This is a genomic window from Pseudidiomarina sp. CB1 (assembly GCF_024752025.1).
In the GTDB taxonomy this organism is placed as follows: domain Bacteria; phylum Pseudomonadota; class Gammaproteobacteria; order Enterobacterales; family Alteromonadaceae; genus Pseudidiomarina.
In genome coordinates this window covers 933,786-949,890 of sequence record NZ_JANTPU010000001.1, presented here as the reverse complement: position 1 = coordinate 949,890, position 16,105 = coordinate 933,786, and the positions used below count along the sequence as shown (strand labels likewise).

15 protein-coding genes, 2 tRNA genes and 1 pseudogene are annotated in these 16,105 nt (G+C 49.2%); 17 read left to right on the top strand and 1 reads right to left on the bottom strand.

The genetic code is table 11. The features are described from left to right. Positions 1-11 precede the first annotated feature (11 nt). A pseudogene (locus NV375_RS12630) lies at positions 12-242 on the top strand (hypothetical protein); the annotation flags it as partial. A gap of 154 nt (positions 243-396) precedes the next feature. Beyond that, complete coding sequence (locus NV375_RS12625) at positions 397-450, top strand: hypothetical protein (protein WP_405035615.1); 54 nt, start codon at positions 397-399, stop codon at positions 448-450. Positions 451-617: 167 nt separating this feature from the next. Here NV375_RS12625 and yhbY read toward each other — a convergent pair whose 3' ends face one another. Next, positions 618-926, bottom strand: coding sequence for a ribosome assembly RNA-binding protein YhbY (yhbY, locus tag NV375_RS04695; RefSeq protein WP_258807159.1), 309 nt, complete (start codon positions 924-926; stop codon positions 618-620). 81 nt (positions 927-1,007) lie between these two features. On the opposite strand from yhbY, the gene rlmE reads away from it, so the two are divergent. From rlmE to pnp, 15 genes are all read left to right on the top strand, one after another. Beyond that, a complete protein-coding gene (gene rlmE / locus NV375_RS04690; RefSeq protein ID WP_258807158.1) occupies positions 1,008-1,634 on the top strand; it encodes a 23S rRNA (uridine(2552)-2'-O)-methyltransferase RlmE in 627 nt (208 codons plus the stop codon). Between the two features lie 43 nt (positions 1,635-1,677). Continuing rightward, positions 1,678-3,603, top strand: coding sequence for an ATP-dependent zinc metalloprotease FtsH (gene ftsH, locus NV375_RS04685; protein ID WP_309137176.1), 1,926 nt, complete (start codon positions 1,678-1,680; stop codon positions 3,601-3,603). Between the two features lie 43 nt (positions 3,604-3,646). After that, positions 3,647-4,459 (top strand): dihydropteroate synthase, encoded by an 813-nt coding sequence (folP, locus tag NV375_RS04680; protein ID WP_258807157.1) that lies wholly within the window; start codon positions 3,647-3,649, stop codon positions 4,457-4,459. Beyond that, entirely contained in the window at positions 4,456-5,796 is a 1,341-nt protein-coding gene (glmM, locus tag NV375_RS04675; protein ID WP_258807156.1) for a phosphoglucosamine mutase, read from the top strand. The genes folP and glmM overlap by 4 nt, the downstream gene beginning before the upstream one ends. 104 nt (positions 5,797-5,900) lie before the next feature. Continuing rightward, positions 5,901-6,677 (top strand): triose-phosphate isomerase, encoded by a 777-nt coding sequence (tpiA, locus tag NV375_RS04670; RefSeq protein WP_258807155.1) that lies wholly within the window; start codon positions 5,901-5,903, stop codon positions 6,675-6,677. Positions 6,678-6,679: 2 nt separating this feature from the next. Beyond that, a complete protein-coding gene (gene secG / locus NV375_RS04665) occupies positions 6,680-7,027 on the top strand; it encodes a preprotein translocase subunit SecG (RefSeq protein WP_126770966.1) in 348 nt (115 codons plus the stop codon). Between the two features lie 13 nt (positions 7,028-7,040). Further along, positions 7,041-7,125 (top strand) — tRNA-Leu (locus NV375_RS04660). Positions 7,126-7,191: 66 nt separating this feature from the next. Beyond that, positions 7,192-7,268 (top strand) — tRNA-Met (locus tag NV375_RS04655). Positions 7,269-7,427: 159 nt separating this feature from the next. After that, positions 7,428-7,886 carry a ribosome maturation factor RimP gene (gene rimP, locus NV375_RS04650; protein WP_258807154.1) on the top strand — a complete coding sequence of 153 codons (459 nt, stop codon included), beginning with the start codon at positions 7,428-7,430 and terminating at the stop codon, positions 7,884-7,886. A gap of 24 nt (positions 7,887-7,910) precedes the next feature. Beyond that, positions 7,911-9,410 (top strand): transcription termination factor NusA, encoded by a 1,500-nt coding sequence (gene nusA, locus NV375_RS04645; protein ID WP_126770962.1) that lies wholly within the window; start codon positions 7,911-7,913, stop codon positions 9,408-9,410. Between the two features lie 23 nt (positions 9,411-9,433). Next, positions 9,434-12,100, top strand: a complete 2,667-nt coding sequence (gene infB / locus NV375_RS04640) for a translation initiation factor IF-2 (protein WP_258807153.1) — start codon at positions 9,434-9,436, stop codon at positions 12,098-12,100. 5 nt (positions 12,101-12,105) lie between these two features. After that, a complete protein-coding gene (gene rbfA, locus NV375_RS04635) occupies positions 12,106-12,501 on the top strand; it encodes a 30S ribosome-binding factor RbfA (protein ID WP_258807152.1) in 396 nt (131 codons plus the stop codon). Beyond that, positions 12,501-13,442 carry a tRNA pseudouridine(55) synthase TruB gene (gene truB, locus NV375_RS04630; RefSeq protein ID WP_258807151.1) on the top strand — a complete coding sequence of 314 codons (942 nt, stop codon included), beginning with the start codon at positions 12,501-12,503 and terminating at the stop codon, positions 13,440-13,442. Before rbfA ends, truB begins: the two co-directional genes overlap by 1 nt. Positions 13,443-13,524: 82 nt before the next feature. Then, positions 13,525-13,794, top strand: a complete 270-nt coding sequence (rpsO, locus tag NV375_RS04625; RefSeq protein ID WP_092837853.1) for a 30S ribosomal protein S15 — start codon at positions 13,525-13,527, stop codon at positions 13,792-13,794. A gap of 159 nt (positions 13,795-13,953) precedes the next feature. Further along, on the top strand, positions 13,954-16,104 hold the full coding sequence (pnp, locus tag NV375_RS04620; protein WP_258807150.1) for a polyribonucleotide nucleotidyltransferase: 2,151 nt from the start codon (positions 13,954-13,956) through the stop codon (positions 16,102-16,104). The last annotated feature ends 1 nt before the right edge of the window (position 16,105 follow it).

The window sequence follows — 16,105 nt, the reverse complement described above, 5'->3', positions numbered from 1 at the left end:
AAGGGAAAAAGATGTCAAATGACACAGAGATAAATACTACACAAGGACCGCAGAAAAGCAATGTTGAAATGCTCAATATGGATGAGGTGGTTGCGCGGTTAAGAATGTATTTTGGCGACGAGTCAACTGCCTCGTTAATGCGTCGGCTTGGTATTCCCCAGTCCACTTATGGCAACTGGCGCCAACGCCAGAATGTTACCTATGATCATTTGGTCCAAGGGCTTTTGCGCGTCGGCATTTCATTGGACTGGTTTTTTGCTCCGCGGCAGCAGCTCGACTATCCACGACCATCGGATTTACATGTGGATGAACCCATTATGTTGCACTATAAGCCGTCTTCGGATACCGAGGAGGTTTTGCGGGCGACAGCCGAAGTGAAGCCATTTTTGCAACGCTATCAATTACCGGAGACACCGCGTAATCAGCAGTTGTTGGTGGACACTTATTTAGCATCGCGCGCCGACCATATCGGTCTTGACTTTGCTTTGAATCAAATTGCATTGGCCTTGAGTTGGCAACCAGATGATACGTCGGACGACCAAGACTGAGGAAGACGAAAGTGTGGTCAAGACAACGACGTGCATCGTAGGGCTACGATGCACGTGACGCTATCGAATTTATCGACGTGGAAGTTGAATCTTACCCTCTGGACTTGGCTTGTAGAGGGTTAAAATTTTACCGACGACCTGTACACGATAGGCTTGTGTATGGGCAAGTATGGTTGCGTAGACTTGCTCACGCATTTCACGATCTTCCTCTGGCACTTTCACTTTAATCAGTTCGTGGTGATTAAGCGCCAGTTCAATTTCTGCCATTACACCTTCCGTTAGGCCGTTAGCGCCTAACAAGACGACGGGTTTCAGGCTATGAGCCAGACTTTTTAGGTGCTGTTTTTGTTTATTGCTTAAAGTTAACCCTGCGGCCATGTAATAATATCCCACTATCACTTGAATTTTCGCTATTCTACCGCCATCTGGGTAGAAGAAGCCAGTTTTGGTATTGAGGCAATGGGAAAAAAACGATCAGCAAGCAGCACCCGATGGCTGCAAGAGCACTTTAGTGATCATTATGTACAAAAGGCCCAGAAGAAAGGGTTGCGTTCACGTGCGGTGTTCAAAATCGAAGAGATTCAGAACAAAGACAAGCTACTGAAACAGGGAATGACCGTGGTTGACCTTGGCGCAGCGCCAGGTGGTTGGTCGCAGTATGTGGTAGAGACGCTGCAGGGTAACTGCCAAGTCATTGCTTGTGATATTTTACCGATGGACCCGATTGCTGGCGTAGATTTTCTTGAAGGGGACTTCCGCGACGAAAGTGTGTTGAGTGCTTTATTGAACCGCATCGGTGGTAAAAACGTAGATGTAGTACTGTCGGATATGGCACCCAACATGAGTGGTAACGATAATGTCGATCAACCACGTGCTATGTATTTGGTTGAGTTGGCATTAGATATGTGTCAGCAAGTTTTGAAACCGAATGGCAGTTTCGTCGTCAAAGTATTCCATGGACAAGGTTTCGAAGAATTTTTGAAAGACGTACGCGCGGCATTTAAAACCGTAAAAACGCGCAAACCAGACTCGTCGCGAGCACGTTCTCGTGAGGTCTATTTGGTAGCGACAGGATACAAATTGTAGTAGGCTGTTGCGCATGCAACGCAAGTAAATGAGGTAGTCAGCTTTGAGCGATATGGCAAAAAATCTAATTCTATGGCTAGTGATCGCTGTTGTTTTGATGACAGTGTTCAATAGTTTCAGTCCCGGTGCAAACAGTGGCTCGCAGGTGGCATACAGTCAATTTGTGTCACAAGTGAATAATGGTGGCGTGCGGAAAGTTGACATCGATGGACGAATGATTACCGCGCAGTCGCGTACCGGCGATACCTTTACCACGGTAATGCCAGTGCATGACCCTGACTTGCTCAACGACTTGTTAGAAAACAACGTCGAAGTGGTCGGTAAACCACCAGAAGAGCCTAGTATCCTGACTTCGATTTTTATTTCGTGGTTCCCGATGCTATTGCTGATCGGGGTGTGGATTTTCTTCATGCGACAAATGCAAGGTGGTGGCGGTGGCCGGGGTGCCATGAGCTTTGGTAAGAGCAAAGCGCGGTTGATGAGCGAGGACCAAATCAAAACCACGTTTGCCGATGTCGCCGGTTGCGATGAAGCTAAAGAAGAAGTTTCTGAACTGGTCGATTACTTGCGCGACCCTAGCAAATTCCAGCGTTTGGGTGGCAAGATTCCGAAGGGCGTGCTGATGGTCGGTCCTCCAGGTACTGGTAAAACCTTGATTGCGAAGGCCATTGCTGGTGAAGCAAAAGTACCTTTCTTCTCAATTTCGGGTTCGGACTTTGTTGAGATGTTTGTCGGTGTCGGTGCGTCGCGCGTACGCGATATGTTCGAACAAGCGAAAAAGTCAGCGCCTTGCATCATCTTTATTGATGAGATTGATGCGGTAGGACGTCAACGTGGCGCCGGCCTTGGTGGCGGTCACGATGAGCGTGAGCAAACCCTGAACCAAATGCTGGTCGAGATGGATGGTTTCGAAGGCAATGAAGGTATTATTGTGATTGCTGCGACCAACCGTCCAGACGTACTTGACCCTGCGCTGTTGCGTCCAGGCCGTTTTGACCGCCAGGTACCTGTAGGTCTGCCAGATGTGCGAGGTCGTGAGCAAATCTTAAAAGTACATATGCGCAAAGTACCGCTTGGTGATGACGTTGATGCATCAGTTATCGCGCGTGGTACGCCTGGGTTCTCGGGAGCCGATTTAGCAAACTTGGTGAACGAGGCTGCGCTGTTTGCGGCACGTAATAACAAACGTGTCGTGGCGATGGAAGAATTTGATAAAGCCAAAGATAAGATCATGATGGGTGCGGAACGTCGCTCGATGGTCATGACTGATGAAGAAAAAGCGATGACCGCTTATCATGAAGCTGGTCACGCTATCGTTGGTCGTCTAGTGCCAGAACATGATCCGGTCTACAAAGTGTCCATCATTCCGCGTGGTCGCGCTTTAGGTGTCACCATGTACTTGCCCGAGCAAGATCGTGTGAGTCACACCAAGCAACATCTTGAGAGTATGATCTCAAGCTTGTTTGGGGGCCGCTTGGCTGAAGCCATCATTTATGGTGATGAGAAAGTGACGACCGGCGCTTCTAACGATATTGAGCGAGCTACGCAAATTGCGCGTAAAATGGTAACTCAGTGGGGACTTTCTGAAAAAATGGGCCCATTGCTGTACGCCGACGATGAGAACGAAGTCTTTCTTGGTCGTTCAGTGACGCAGCACAAGCACATGTCAGATGACACCGCGCGGGCGATTGACCAAGAAGTTAAGCTCTTTATTGACCGCAATTACGATCGCGCGAAACGTATTCTTGAAGAAAACATCGATATCTTACATTCGATGAAAGATGCACTGATGAAATATGAAACCATCGATGCCGATCAAATTGATGATCTGATGAATCGTCGTGATGTACGTGAACCGCGTGACTGGCAAAAGCCGGACCAAGATAACAATACCAGTGGTGGTGCAACGGCAAGCTCCGAAGAGCGGCCGTTGACCGATGGTAAGCCGGGTGACGCGCCGGCCAGTTAAAAAGAAAGCCCCGACTTCGGGGCTTTTTTATGAGGATCGAGTCATGAGTAAAGCTGTACTTCCCCAAGTTATGGGAATTCTCAATGTAACCCCAGATTCTTTTTCTGATGGTGGCCGTTTTAATCGCCTTGACGAGGCATTGCGGCAAGCCGAGCAAATGATTACCGATGGCGCCAGCTATATCGACGTGGGAGGGGAGTCGACCCGACCCGGAGCTGCGAGTGTTGGCGTACAGGAAGAAATTGATCGCGTGGTGTCGGTGATTGAGCGTTTACGTGCCGAAACCGACATCGCTATCTCATTAGATACCTGTAAAACCGCGGTGATGGCCGAGGGCTTGAAGCATGGTGTGGCGATGATTAACGATATCAGAGCCTTGCAAGACGATGGTGCAGTGGATTTGCTTGCGCAACATGACGCTGATGTCTGCCTGATGCACATGCAAGGTGAACCGCGCACGATGCAGCATGAACCGCGCTACGATGATGTGGTCGTTGAAGTAAAGGCGTTTTTGCAGGAGCGTATTCGTGCCTGCGAACAAGCTGGAATCCATAAAGAACGTCTTTTTCTCGATCCGGGCTTTGGTTTTGGTAAGTCTGTAAGGCATAATTACCAGCTATTACAACGCATGCAGGCCTTTCATGAACTGCAGTTACCGTTGTTGATTGGCGTGTCGCGCAAGTCGATGTTGGGTCATGTTACTGGCCGCGACGTAACCGACCGCCTACCAGCGAGTCTTGCTGCCGCAACGATTGCAGCAATGAAAGGGGCACGTATCATTCGCGTGCATGATGTCAGGGAAACGGTTGATGCAATGAAAATAGTTGCTGCAACCTTGGCTGGAGATTTCAGTTGAGTCAACGTAAGTATTTTGGCACTGATGGCGTCCGCGGACGTGTCGGTGACTTTCCTATTACTCCGGATTTTGCCGTTAAATTAGGTTGGGCGGCAGGAACTGTATTGTCGAAGTCTGGCAATCAGCGCGTTTTGGTTGGTAAAGACACGCGGTTGTCGGGTTATATGCTCGAGTCTGCGCTTGAGGCAGGATTGCTCTCTGCCGGTGTGAGTGTTGAATTTCTTGGGCCAATGCCAACGCCCGCAGTGGCGTATTTGACGCGTAATTTTCGTGCGGCTGCGGGCATTGTGATCAGCGCTTCGCATAACCCTTATTACGACAACGGCATTAAGTTTTTCTCTGACTCGGGAAGTAAGCTTCCTGATGCTGTGGAAAGTGAGATTGAACGTTTATTAGATCAAGAATTAGTCTGTGTGCCATCGGAACAAATGGGGCGCGCCAGTCGTATCGACGACGCTCCTGGGCGCTATATTGAGTTTTGTAAAAGTGCGTTTCCAAGTGAACTGTCGCTTACGGGATTAAGTATCGTGGTGGACTGTGCCCATGGCGCAACTTACCACATCGCTCCAGACGTTTTACGTGAACTTGGTGCACAAGTGATTGAAATTGGTACTGCGCCAAATGGCGTGAATATCAATGCTAACTGTGGTGCAACGGATCTGGCTGCATTGCAAGCGGCAGTCAAAGAGCACAAAGCTGACCTAGGTTTCGCCTTGGACGGCGACGGTGATCGTTTGATGATGGTGACCGCCGAAGGACGCATCATCGACGGTGACGATGTTATTTACATTCTTGCTCGCGCGGCCCAACAAGATGGACTTTTGCAAGGTGGTATCGTTGGTACATTGATGTCGAACTTTGCCCTCGAGAAATTTTTTGCTGAGCGAAATATTCCGTTTGTGCGTGCCAAAGTTGGCGACCGCTATGTGATGGAAGAGCTCGTGAAACGCGATTGGAAAATTGGCGGTGAGAATTCTGGCCATATCATCAATCGTCAATTTCATAGTACTGGTGACGGTATTATTGCTGGGTTACAAGTGCTTACCGCAATGCAGCGAGAGCAGTGCAGCTTGGCAGAGTTAATGAAAGGGTTTGAAAAGTACCCGCAAACACTCATTAACGTCCGCTTCCAAGCCGGTTCTGATCCACTCAGCGATGAAGCGGTCAAAGCCGCGGTAAAAGACGTGGAAGAACGCTTGGGCGATGAGGGCCGAGTATTGTTGCGCAAGTCAGGTACAGAACCCCTGATTCGTGTAATGGTTGAGGGCCGTGATGAACAGATCACCAAGTCCTTCGCGCAACAAATTGCGGGTGAAGTTGAGGCGGCGGCGAATTAATAAGCAGTCTCGCTGATTTATCGAATTCAGTACTTGTAAGTTAGCGGCAGGTTATGTAATATCTCGCCGCTCTTGAGGTAGCAACTTAAGACCAAGAGGCAACTATGCAACGGCAATCGTTAGTTATCGCTAACTGGAAAATGAATGGCTCACGCCATCTAGTGAAGCAGTTGGCAAAGACCTTGCGCGATGCGCCGGAAGTGTTAGCTGACGTGACTGTCGCGGTATGTCCTCCTGCAGTGTTACTGGCAGCGTGGCAAAGTGAAATTTTTTATGACCAAGTGCATCTTGGTGCGCAAGACGTCAACGAAAATGCTGCAGGCGCGCACACTGGTGAACATAGCCTAGATCTTGTCGCCGAAGCCGGTGCTGAATACGTGCTCATTGGGCATTCAGAACGTCGACAATTCTATGGCGATACTGAGCAGCGGATTCAAGCGAAAGTTGCTGCAGCCTTAAGTGCTACCGAGACGAAATTTAAAGTCGTTCTCTGTGTCGGCGAAAGCGAGCAAGAACGCGAAGCGGAACAGACCATGCAGGTCGTGCAAGCGCAGCTAGAAAGTGCCTTGCAAAACGTAAGTAGTGCGCAAATGGCGCAGGTGGTTGTTGCTTACGAACCCGTTTGGGCTATTGGTACTGGTAAAACAGCTAGCCCAGCGCAAGCACAGGAAGTTCACGCATATATTCGACAGTGGCTGCAACAGAAGTACGATGTTGCGGGCACGAGCGTACCACTTCTGTATGGTGGTAGCGTAAAGGCAGAGAATGCCGAAACTTTGTTTGCAGAAGCAGATATTGATGGCGGCTTGATCGGCGGCGCAAGTCTTGAACCAGAGGCGTTCCTTGCTATTTGTCGCGCAGCGCAAGCCCGGAGAAGTTAACTATGTACGAATTTTTATTGATAGCGTATCTTATCGTAGCCATCGTGCTGATCGGTTTTATCATGATTCAGCAGGGCAAAGGTGCCGATATGGGAGCATCTTTTGGTGCTGGTTCATCAAATACGGTATTTGGCTCAGGCGGTTCAGGTAACTTTTTGACCCGTACGACAGCCGTGGTAGCGATTATCTTTTTTGTATTAAGTCTGGTTCTAGGTAATCTTTCTTCAGGTAATGGTGATGTTGAAAGCGAGTTCGAAACTATCGAAACGCCAGCACCAAGCATGAATGAAGTGCCAGCGTCTGACGAAGAAGTTCCTAACTCTTCAAGCGACGTACCAGAGTCAAACTAAGTAACTGTTTTTTGCGGATGTGGTGGAATTGGTAGACACGCTATCTTGAGGGGGTAGTGCTTTCGGGCGTGCGGGTTCAAGTCCCGCCATCCGCACCAAATTTAGCAACCTAATCTTGGTTGCGTTTCCTTCGGGAATCCTTATAATATGGACACGTTTTCGGACGCGGGGTGGAGCAGTCTGGTAGCTCGTCGGGCTCATAACCCGAAGGTCGTAGGTTCAAATCCTGCCCCCGCAACCATTTAACAAAGGGTCCAGTGTTTTAAAAGCCCCGCAGCAGTTCGGGGCTTTTTACTATGTGACCTCTGCTGCAATGCGGTACGGCTAAGAACTAGCGGTCGAATTGGCAGCACTAACACTGGGCGTTTACGCCCTTTTTTTGTTTCAGGAGTTCAAGAATTTGGCACGTATTGAAGAACGCTTAGTCGAGATGCTAGAGCCCGCAGTGGCGGCACTAGGGTTTGAGTTATGGGGTGTGGAATTTGTTCGCGCCGGCAAACACTCAACTCTGCGCGTTTATATTGATCATGACAACGGTATTAGTGTTGATGACTGTGCCGATGTAAGCCATCAGGTCAGCGCATTGTTGGATGTTGAAGATCCAATCTCAAGTGAGTATTACTTAGAGGTCTCGTCGCCCGGTATGGAGCGACCGTTCTTTAGTGCGGCACAAATGCAAGAGTACCTGGGCGAAACAGCGGCGGTAGAGCTGACCATGGCTCAGCAAAATAAACGTAAATTTAAGGGCGTGATCAAAGCAATTGATGGCGACCAGGTTGAATTCGAAGTTGATGGTGAACCACTGAAGGTTAGCTACTCAACAGTTAAAAAAGCTCATTTAGTTCCTCAGTTTAACTAAGGATTGCGCAGGCGAGGCAAGATAATGGCAAAAGAGATTTTATTAGTTGCAGAAGCTGTTTCGAATGAAAAAGACGTGTCGAAAGACAAGATCTTTGAAGCGCTAGAGTCTGCGCTGGCACATGCAACCAAGAAAAAATATGACGGTGACATCGACGTACGCGTCAGTATTGACCGTACTACCGGTGATTTTGACACTTTCCGTCGTTGGTTAGTGGTCGACGACACTGAGCAGCCGCTTGAGCATCCTTATCGCGAGATTAGTTTGGCTGCGGCACAGTATGAAGATGCGTCGGTAGAAGCTGGCGATTATGTCGAAGAGCAAATCGACTCGATTCAGTTTGACCGCATAACGACGCAAACTGCGAAACAGGTTATCGTGCAAAAGGTACGTGAAGCTGAGCGCGCGAAAGTGGTTGATGAATACAAAGACCAAGTGGGTGAGCTTGTCAGCGGTATCGTGAAGCGCGCGAACCGTGAACACGTGCTACTCGACCTTGGCAATAATGCCGAAGCGATGATTTATCGTGAAGAGATGTTACCGCGAGAGTCGGTGCGCGTAGGCGACCGTGTTCGTGGTTTGCTTTACGATGTTCGTCCTGAAGCGCGTGGCGCGCAGTTGTTTGTGAGCCGCACGCATCCTGACTTCTTAGTGGAATTATTCCGCATCGAAGTTCCAGAGATTGGCGAAGAGATGATCGAGATCCGTGGCGCAGCCCGCGATCCAGGTTCACGAGCTAAAATTGCGGTGAAGAGTAACGATCGCCGTATTGACCCCGTCGGTGCCTGTGTAGGTATGCGTGGTGCGCGAGTGCAAGCTGTTTCTGGTGAGCTTGGTGGTGAGCGTGTTGACATCGTCTTGTGGGACGATAACCCAGCACAATTCGTGATCAACGCGATGGCGCCTGCTGAAGTAGCGTCGATTGTTGTGGACGAAGATGCGCACACCATGGATATCGCCGTAGAAGAAGGTAATTTAGCGCAAGCGATTGGTAAAGCTGGACAAAACGTACGCTTGGCGAGTCAGCTGACTGGCTGGCAGCTTAACGTGATGTCTGAAGAAGAGTTTACCGAGAAGAACGAAGCAGAAGCGCAGCGTTTGCTTGATTTGTTTACTAAGCATCTCGCTATCGATGAAGATTTCGCCGCGGTATTGGTTGATGAAGGTTTCTCAACACTTGAAGAAATCGCTTATGTACCAATGGACGAGTTATTAGCTATCGAAGGCATGGACGAAGATATCGTTGACGAACTTCGTAACCGTGCACGTGCAGTGTTAACAACGAAAGCACTGAAAGATGAAGAATCACTTGAAAGCGCAGAGCCAGACGAGACCCTCTTGAACTTAGAAGGTTTGGATCGTCATTTGGCGTATGTGTTTGCCAGCAAAGGGATCATTACCCTTGAAGACCTGGCTGAGCAAGGTATTGATGATCTTGCTGAAATTGAAGAGTTAACCGAACAACGAGCTGGTGAGCTGATTATGCAAGCGCGTAATATTTGCTGGTTCGGTGACGAAGAATAAGATCAACGGGGGTACGACGGACTATGGAAGAAGTAACGCTGGATAAACTAGCTGAAGATGTAGGTACGACAGTTGATCGTTTGGTGACCCAATTTGCTGAAGCTGGCATGAAAAAGTCAGCTGGCGATTCGGTAACTGAAGACGAAAAACAAGCGCTGTTGGCGCACCTTAATAAGCAACATGGCGGCAAAGGCCCGCAAGAGCCGAGCAAAATGACGTTGAAGCGGAAAGAGAAGAGTACGCTTAGCATTGGCGGCGGTCCGCGTAGTAAGTCTGTGCAAGTTGAAGTGCGGAAGAAGCGTACGTATGTGAAGCGTTCTGCGCTCGAAGAAGAGCAAAAAGCTGAGCAAGAAAAAGCTGAGCAGGAACGAGTGGCTGCTGAAGCAAAACGCAAAGAAGAAGAGGCGAAAGCTGCGGCAGAAGCCAAAGCTAAAGCTGAGCAGAAAGCAGCGGAAGAGAAGGCCAAACAAGAAGCTGCGCGCAAAGAGAAAGAAAAAGCTAAAGCGAAAGCTGAAGCTGAAAAGCGTGCTGCAATGACGCCAGAAGAGCGTAAGAAAGCAGACGAAGCGAAAGCTGAAGCTGAAAAATTACGTAAGGCGCAAGAAGAAGAAGCTCGCAAAAAAGCTGAGGCTGAAGCGGCACGTCAAGCTGAAGAAGCGCGTAAACTTGCTGAAGAAAATGAAGCACGTTGGCAAGAAGAAGAAGCCAAGCGTAAGCAAGCTGAGCAAGAAGACGTTCACTTCACCACCTCTCAGTATGCACAAGAAGCGGAAGACGAGCAGGACGTCGATGAAGAGCGTCGTAATCGTAAAAAGTCGAAGCGTCGTGCGAAAGATGATGAGCGTGATGAAGCTCCACGTCGTGAAAAACGTCGTAAGGGCTCGAAGCGTTCAACTCTACAGCAAGCCTTTAATAAGCCTGCAGCACCAGTTGAACGTGAAGTGAAGCTTGGCGAAACCATCACCGTAGGTGAGCTTGCTAACCGTATGGCGGTCAAAGCGAGCGAAGTCATCAAGACCATGATGAAAATGGGCGAGATGGTTACCATCAACCAAGTCCTTGACCAAGAAACAGCATCGCTTGTTGTTGAAGAGATGGGTCACAAGGTTCAGTTGGTGAGCGATAATGCGCTCGAGCAAGAAGTACTTGCTGAACGTAATGAAGGTGAAGAAAAGGCGAAAGCGCCACGCGCACCTGTCGTTACCGTTATGGGTCACGTTGACCACGGTAAAACCTCATTGCTGGATTACATTCGTAAAGCTAAGGTCGCTTCAGGCGAAGCCGGTGGTATTACGCAGCATATTGGTGCTTACCACGTAGAGACTGGCCATGGCATGATCACCTTCTTGGATACTCCAGGTCACGCAGCGTTTACTTCAATGCGTGCTCGTGGCGCCAGTGCAACGGATATTGTTATTCTTGTCGTTGCAGCGGATGACGGCGTAATGCCGCAGACCATTGAAGCGATTCAGCACGCGAAAGCTGCTGGCGTGCCGATTGTGGTAGCCGTGAACAAGATGGATAAGCCGGAAGCAGATCCAGATCGCGTTAAGAATGAACTTGCTCAACGTGATGTTATCCCTGAAGACTGGGGTGGCGACGTGCAGTTCGTGCCCGTTTCGGCACATAGCGGTCAAGGTATCGACGAATTGCTTGAAGCACTGTTGTTGCAAGCGGAAGTACTTGATTTACAAGCTGTATCTGATGGTATGGCGCACGGTATCGTGATTGAATCACGCCTTGATAAAGGTCGTGGCCCAGTGGCGTCTATCTTGGTTCAAGAAGGTACCTTACGCCAAGGCGACATCGTGCTTTGTGGCCTCGAATATGGTCGTATCCGTGCGATGCGTGACGAACTTGGTCGTGAAATCAAAGAAGCCGGCCCGTCGATTCCAGTCGAGATTCTTGGCTTGTCAGGCGTGCCACAAGCCGGTGACGAAGCAACAGTTGTAAGAGACGAGCGTAAAGCTCGTGAAGTTGCGAATTACCGTCAAGGCAAATACCGTGACGTTAAGCTTGCGAAACAGCAGAAAGCGAAGCTCGAGAACATGTTTGCGAACATGCAAGAAGGCGACGTACAGGAACTTAATATCGTTCTGAAATCAGACGTACAAGGTTCTTTGGAAGCTATTGCGGATTCGTTGCAGAAGCTCTCTACTGATGAAGTGAAAGTCAATATTATTGGTAGCGGCGTTGGTGGTATCACTGAAACTGATGCGTCACTTGCAAGTGCTTCAAATGCTATCGTGGTGGGCTTTAACGTCCGTGCCGATGCTTCTGCGAAGAAGGTCATTGAGCAAGAAAGTGTGGATCTGCGTTATTACAGTGTCATTTATGACCTGATTGACGAAGTGAAACAAGCCATGGGCGGCATGCTTGCACCTGAATTCAAGCAGCAGATCATTGGTCTGGCCGAAGTTCGTGACGTGTTTAAGTCACCGAAGATTGGCGCTATCGCTGGCTGTATGGTCACCGAAGGTATTGTGAAGCGTTCTGCGCCTATCCGCGTATTGCGTGACAACGTGGTGATCTATGAAGGTGAACTTGAGTCTCTACGTCGCTTCAAAGACGATGTGCAGGAAGTGCGTAACGGCATGGAATGCGGTATCGGCGTGAAGAACTATAACGACGTTAAAGTTGGTGACCAAATTGAGGTCTTCGAAACCGTCCAAGTCGAACGGAGTCTGTAACCCTTATGGCGAAAGACTATAGTCGTACAGAACGGGTCGGTCAGCAGTATCAGCGTGAAATCGCGCTGATACTGCAACGTGAAATCAAAGATCCGCGGGTATCCATGGTGACGGTGTCAGCAGTGGAAGTCTCGCGCGATTTGGCCTATGCCAAAGTCTTCGTAACTTTTTTACAAGATGATGACTCGCAAGTGAAGCAAGGTCTGAAAGTACTTAACGACGCCTCAGGCTTTGTCCGTTCATTGTTGGGTAAGCGTGTACGTGCGCGGATAACGCCAGAATTGCGTTTTGTCCATGATCCGTCGTTGAACGAAGGTATTCGTATGTCACGTTTGGTTGATGACGCGATTCGACGTGATGAAGAACGTACGCACTCTAAGGATGATAACGGAGACGACTAATGGGACGACGTAAATCGGGTCGCGACATTAGCGGCGTGATTGTCTTAGATAAGCCTCTGGAACTTACCTCAAACGCCGCACTACAACAGGTGCGGCGTTTTTTTGATGCCCGTAAAGGTGGCCATACTGGAGCGCTGGATCCATTGGCAACCGGCGTTTTGCCACTGTGCTTTGGGGAAGCGACGAAACTCTCTCATTTTGCCTTAGAAGCTGACAAAACCTATGTGGTCACGGCCAAATTGGGGCAGCGCACGAGTACCAGCGACGCTGAAGGCGAGGTGGTTGAAGAGCGGCCCATAAACTTTACTGAGCAACAGCTGACAGCGGCTATCGCGCAGTTTACTGGTGCGCAAGAGCAATCACCGTCGATGTTCTCCGCCCTAAAACATGAGGGCCGACCACTTTATTACTACGCACGTCAAGGCATTGATGTACCGCGTAAGTCGCGCGTTATCACCATTCACAACATTAGTCTCATTGAGCTTGCCGGCGACTTGCTAACACTCGAAGTCACTTGTTCAAAAGGCACTTATATCCGCACTCTAGTGGACGACATGGGTCAGTATTTAGGCTGTGGAGCTCACGTACAGGCGCTACGTCGTACTTGGATTGAAGGGGTAGAGGGTACCATGATCACCCCTGAGGAACTCGCTGCTCGCGCCGCTCAATGTGACCCAGAAAGCGGTGATTTCGCCGCGTTGGATGCCTTGCTGTTACCTTGCGATACGGTGATCCAACAAATCCCTGAAGTCTTTATTGCGCCTAATGACGAACCGCGCTTCACGGCAGGTAATCCGGCACAAGCGGTCAACGCAACTGCGCAACCTGAAGATGTGATTCTGCGCGTGAAGACTGCCGACCAGCACAAACTGTTAGGTTTAGGCTTTTGGCGCGACAATAAAATTATGCCGAAGCGGGTGCTTAGCATTGCTAAAATTTAGCTGAGTACGTATAATGCTCGGCGATCGCGTCGGTGCTGAATTAGTGATTGGCACTGACTGTTTTAACTACTAGGAGTAATTTATGTCACTAACTGCGGCACAAAAAGCTGAAATCGTTAAAGATTATGGCCAAGGCGAAAACGACACTGGTTCACCAGAAGTTCAAGTAGCTTTGTTAACGGCTAACATTAACGAATTGCAGAGCCACTTTAAAGAACACGCAAAAGACCATCACTCACGTCGTGGTTTGTTGCGCATGGTAAGCCAACGTCGTAAATTGTTGGACTACCTGAAGCGTAAAGACAATCAGCGTTATGCAACTCTGATTGAGCGACTCGGTTTACGTCGCTAAGCAATGTTCGAAAAAGGGGGCCGCAAGGCCCCTTTTTACTTATAAAAGCGCTATTGGCTATTCGCTGTTCGCTATTTGATAGATCAAAACAGATAACGAACAGCAAATAGCAAATAGCAAAGAACGAATTTAAAGAAGAAAGTAGGAAAGGAAAAAAACGTGAATCCAATAACTAAGCAATTTCAATACGGTCGTCACACAGTGACACTAGAAACTGGTGCGATGGCGCGCCAAGCGACCGGAGCCGTGCTTGCGAGCATGGACGATACAACCGTTTTGGTGACTGTGGTTGCCAAAAAGGAAGCCAATGAAGGCCAAGACTTTTTCCCACTCACAGTTAACTACCAAGAGCGTACCTACGCTGCGGGTAAAATCCCTGGTGGTTTCTTCAAGCGTGAAGGGCGTCCATCTGAAAATGAGACCTTAACGTCGCGTTTGATCGATCGCCCAATTCGTCCGCTGTTCCCTGAAGGGTTCAAGAACGAAGTTCAAATTATTGCCACTGTCGTTTCAGTAAACCCACAAGTAAGCCCTGACATCGTAGCCTTGATTGGTGCATCTGCTGCACTTTCGATTGCTGGCGTGCCGTTCGCGGGCCCAATCGGTGCGGCGCGCGTTGGTGTTCTTAACGATGAATATGTTTTGAATCCAACTTTGGACGAGTTAGCAGAGTCTAAGCTCGACTTGGTCGTTGCTGGTACAGAAAACGCGGTGTTGATGGTTGAATCTGAAGCACAGCTACTGTCTGAAGACGCGATGCTTGGCGCTGTGGTCTATGGCCACGAGCAAATGCAAGCCGTGATCAATGCCATTAACGAATTTACTGCTGAAGCTGGTAAGCCGAAGTGGGATTGGCAAGCTCCTGCAGAAAACACTGCATTGAAAGACAAGATCAAAGCGTTGGCAGAGCAGGGTATCGGTGATGCATACCGTATTACTGAGAAAGCCGAGCGTTATGAGCAAATCAGCAAGTTGCGTGATGAAGTCGTCACTCAGTTAACTGCGGAAGACGAAACGCTTGATACCAAAGAAATCGGCGATATCTTCCATGCGCTAGAAAGCGACGTGGTGCGTAGCCGTATTATCGCTGGTGAGAAACGTATCGATGGCCGTGACCCTGATATGGTCCGTGGTCTACATATTGCCACTGGCGTATTGCCGCGCGTACACGGTTCTGCTGTGTTTACTCGTGGTGAAACGCAAGCCTTGGTTGCCGCAACCTTAGGTACTGAACGTGATGCGCAAATGATCGATGACTTAGTCGGTTCAAGCAATAACCGCTTCATGTTGCACTATAACTTCCCTCCATACTGCGTGGGTGAAACCGGTTTTGTCGGCTCACCTAAGCGTCGCGAAATCGGCCACGGCCGTTTGGCCAAGCGTGGTGTGCAGGCCGTTATGCCTTCACAAGACGAATTCCCGTACACCATCCGCGTCGTTTCAGAAATCACTGAATCGAACGGTTCAAGCTCAATGGCTTCTGTGTGTGGTACGTCACTTGCGTTGATGGACGCTGGTGTACCCATCAAAGCATCTGTAGCGGGTATCGCTATGGGCTTGGTGAAAGAAGGCGATAAGTTTGTCGTACTTTCTGACATCCTTGGTGACGAAGATCACCTTGGCGACATGGACTTTAAAGTAGCCGGTAGTAAAGACGGTGTGACTGCTTTACAGATGGATATCAAGATTGACGGTATCACTCGTGAAATCATGGAGCAGGCACTTGAGCAAGCGAAAGCGGCACGTTTACACATTTTGAATGTGATGGATGATGCAATTTCTGGCGCTCGCGATGAGCTGTCTGACTTCGCTCCGCGTTACCACACCATGAAAATCAATCCAGATAAGATTCGTGATGTGATTGGTAAAGGCGGTGCGGTCATTCGTGAATTGACCGAAAGCACGAACACCAACATCGAAATCAACGACGACGGTACTGTGCGTATTGCTGCCACTGACCAAGCGTCAGCGCAGGCTGCTATTGACCGTATCGAAGAGTTGACTGCTGATGTTGAAGTGGGTCGTATCTATCAAGGTAAAGTTGCTCGTATCGTTGACTTCGGTGCGTTTGTAACCATCTTGCCAGGTAAAGATGGCTTGGTACATATTTCGCAAATCGCTGAAGAGCGCGTAAACGATGTTAACGAGTACCTGACGGTTGGCCAAACTGTTCCAGTGAAAGTACTCGAAATCGACCGTCAAGGCCGCGTACGTTTAAGCATGAAAGACGCAGCAGAGAAACCAGCGCAAGCTGAAGCTGCCGAGTCAGCAGACAATGCGGAAGAGAAAGGTCAAGACGAAGCGGAGTAAG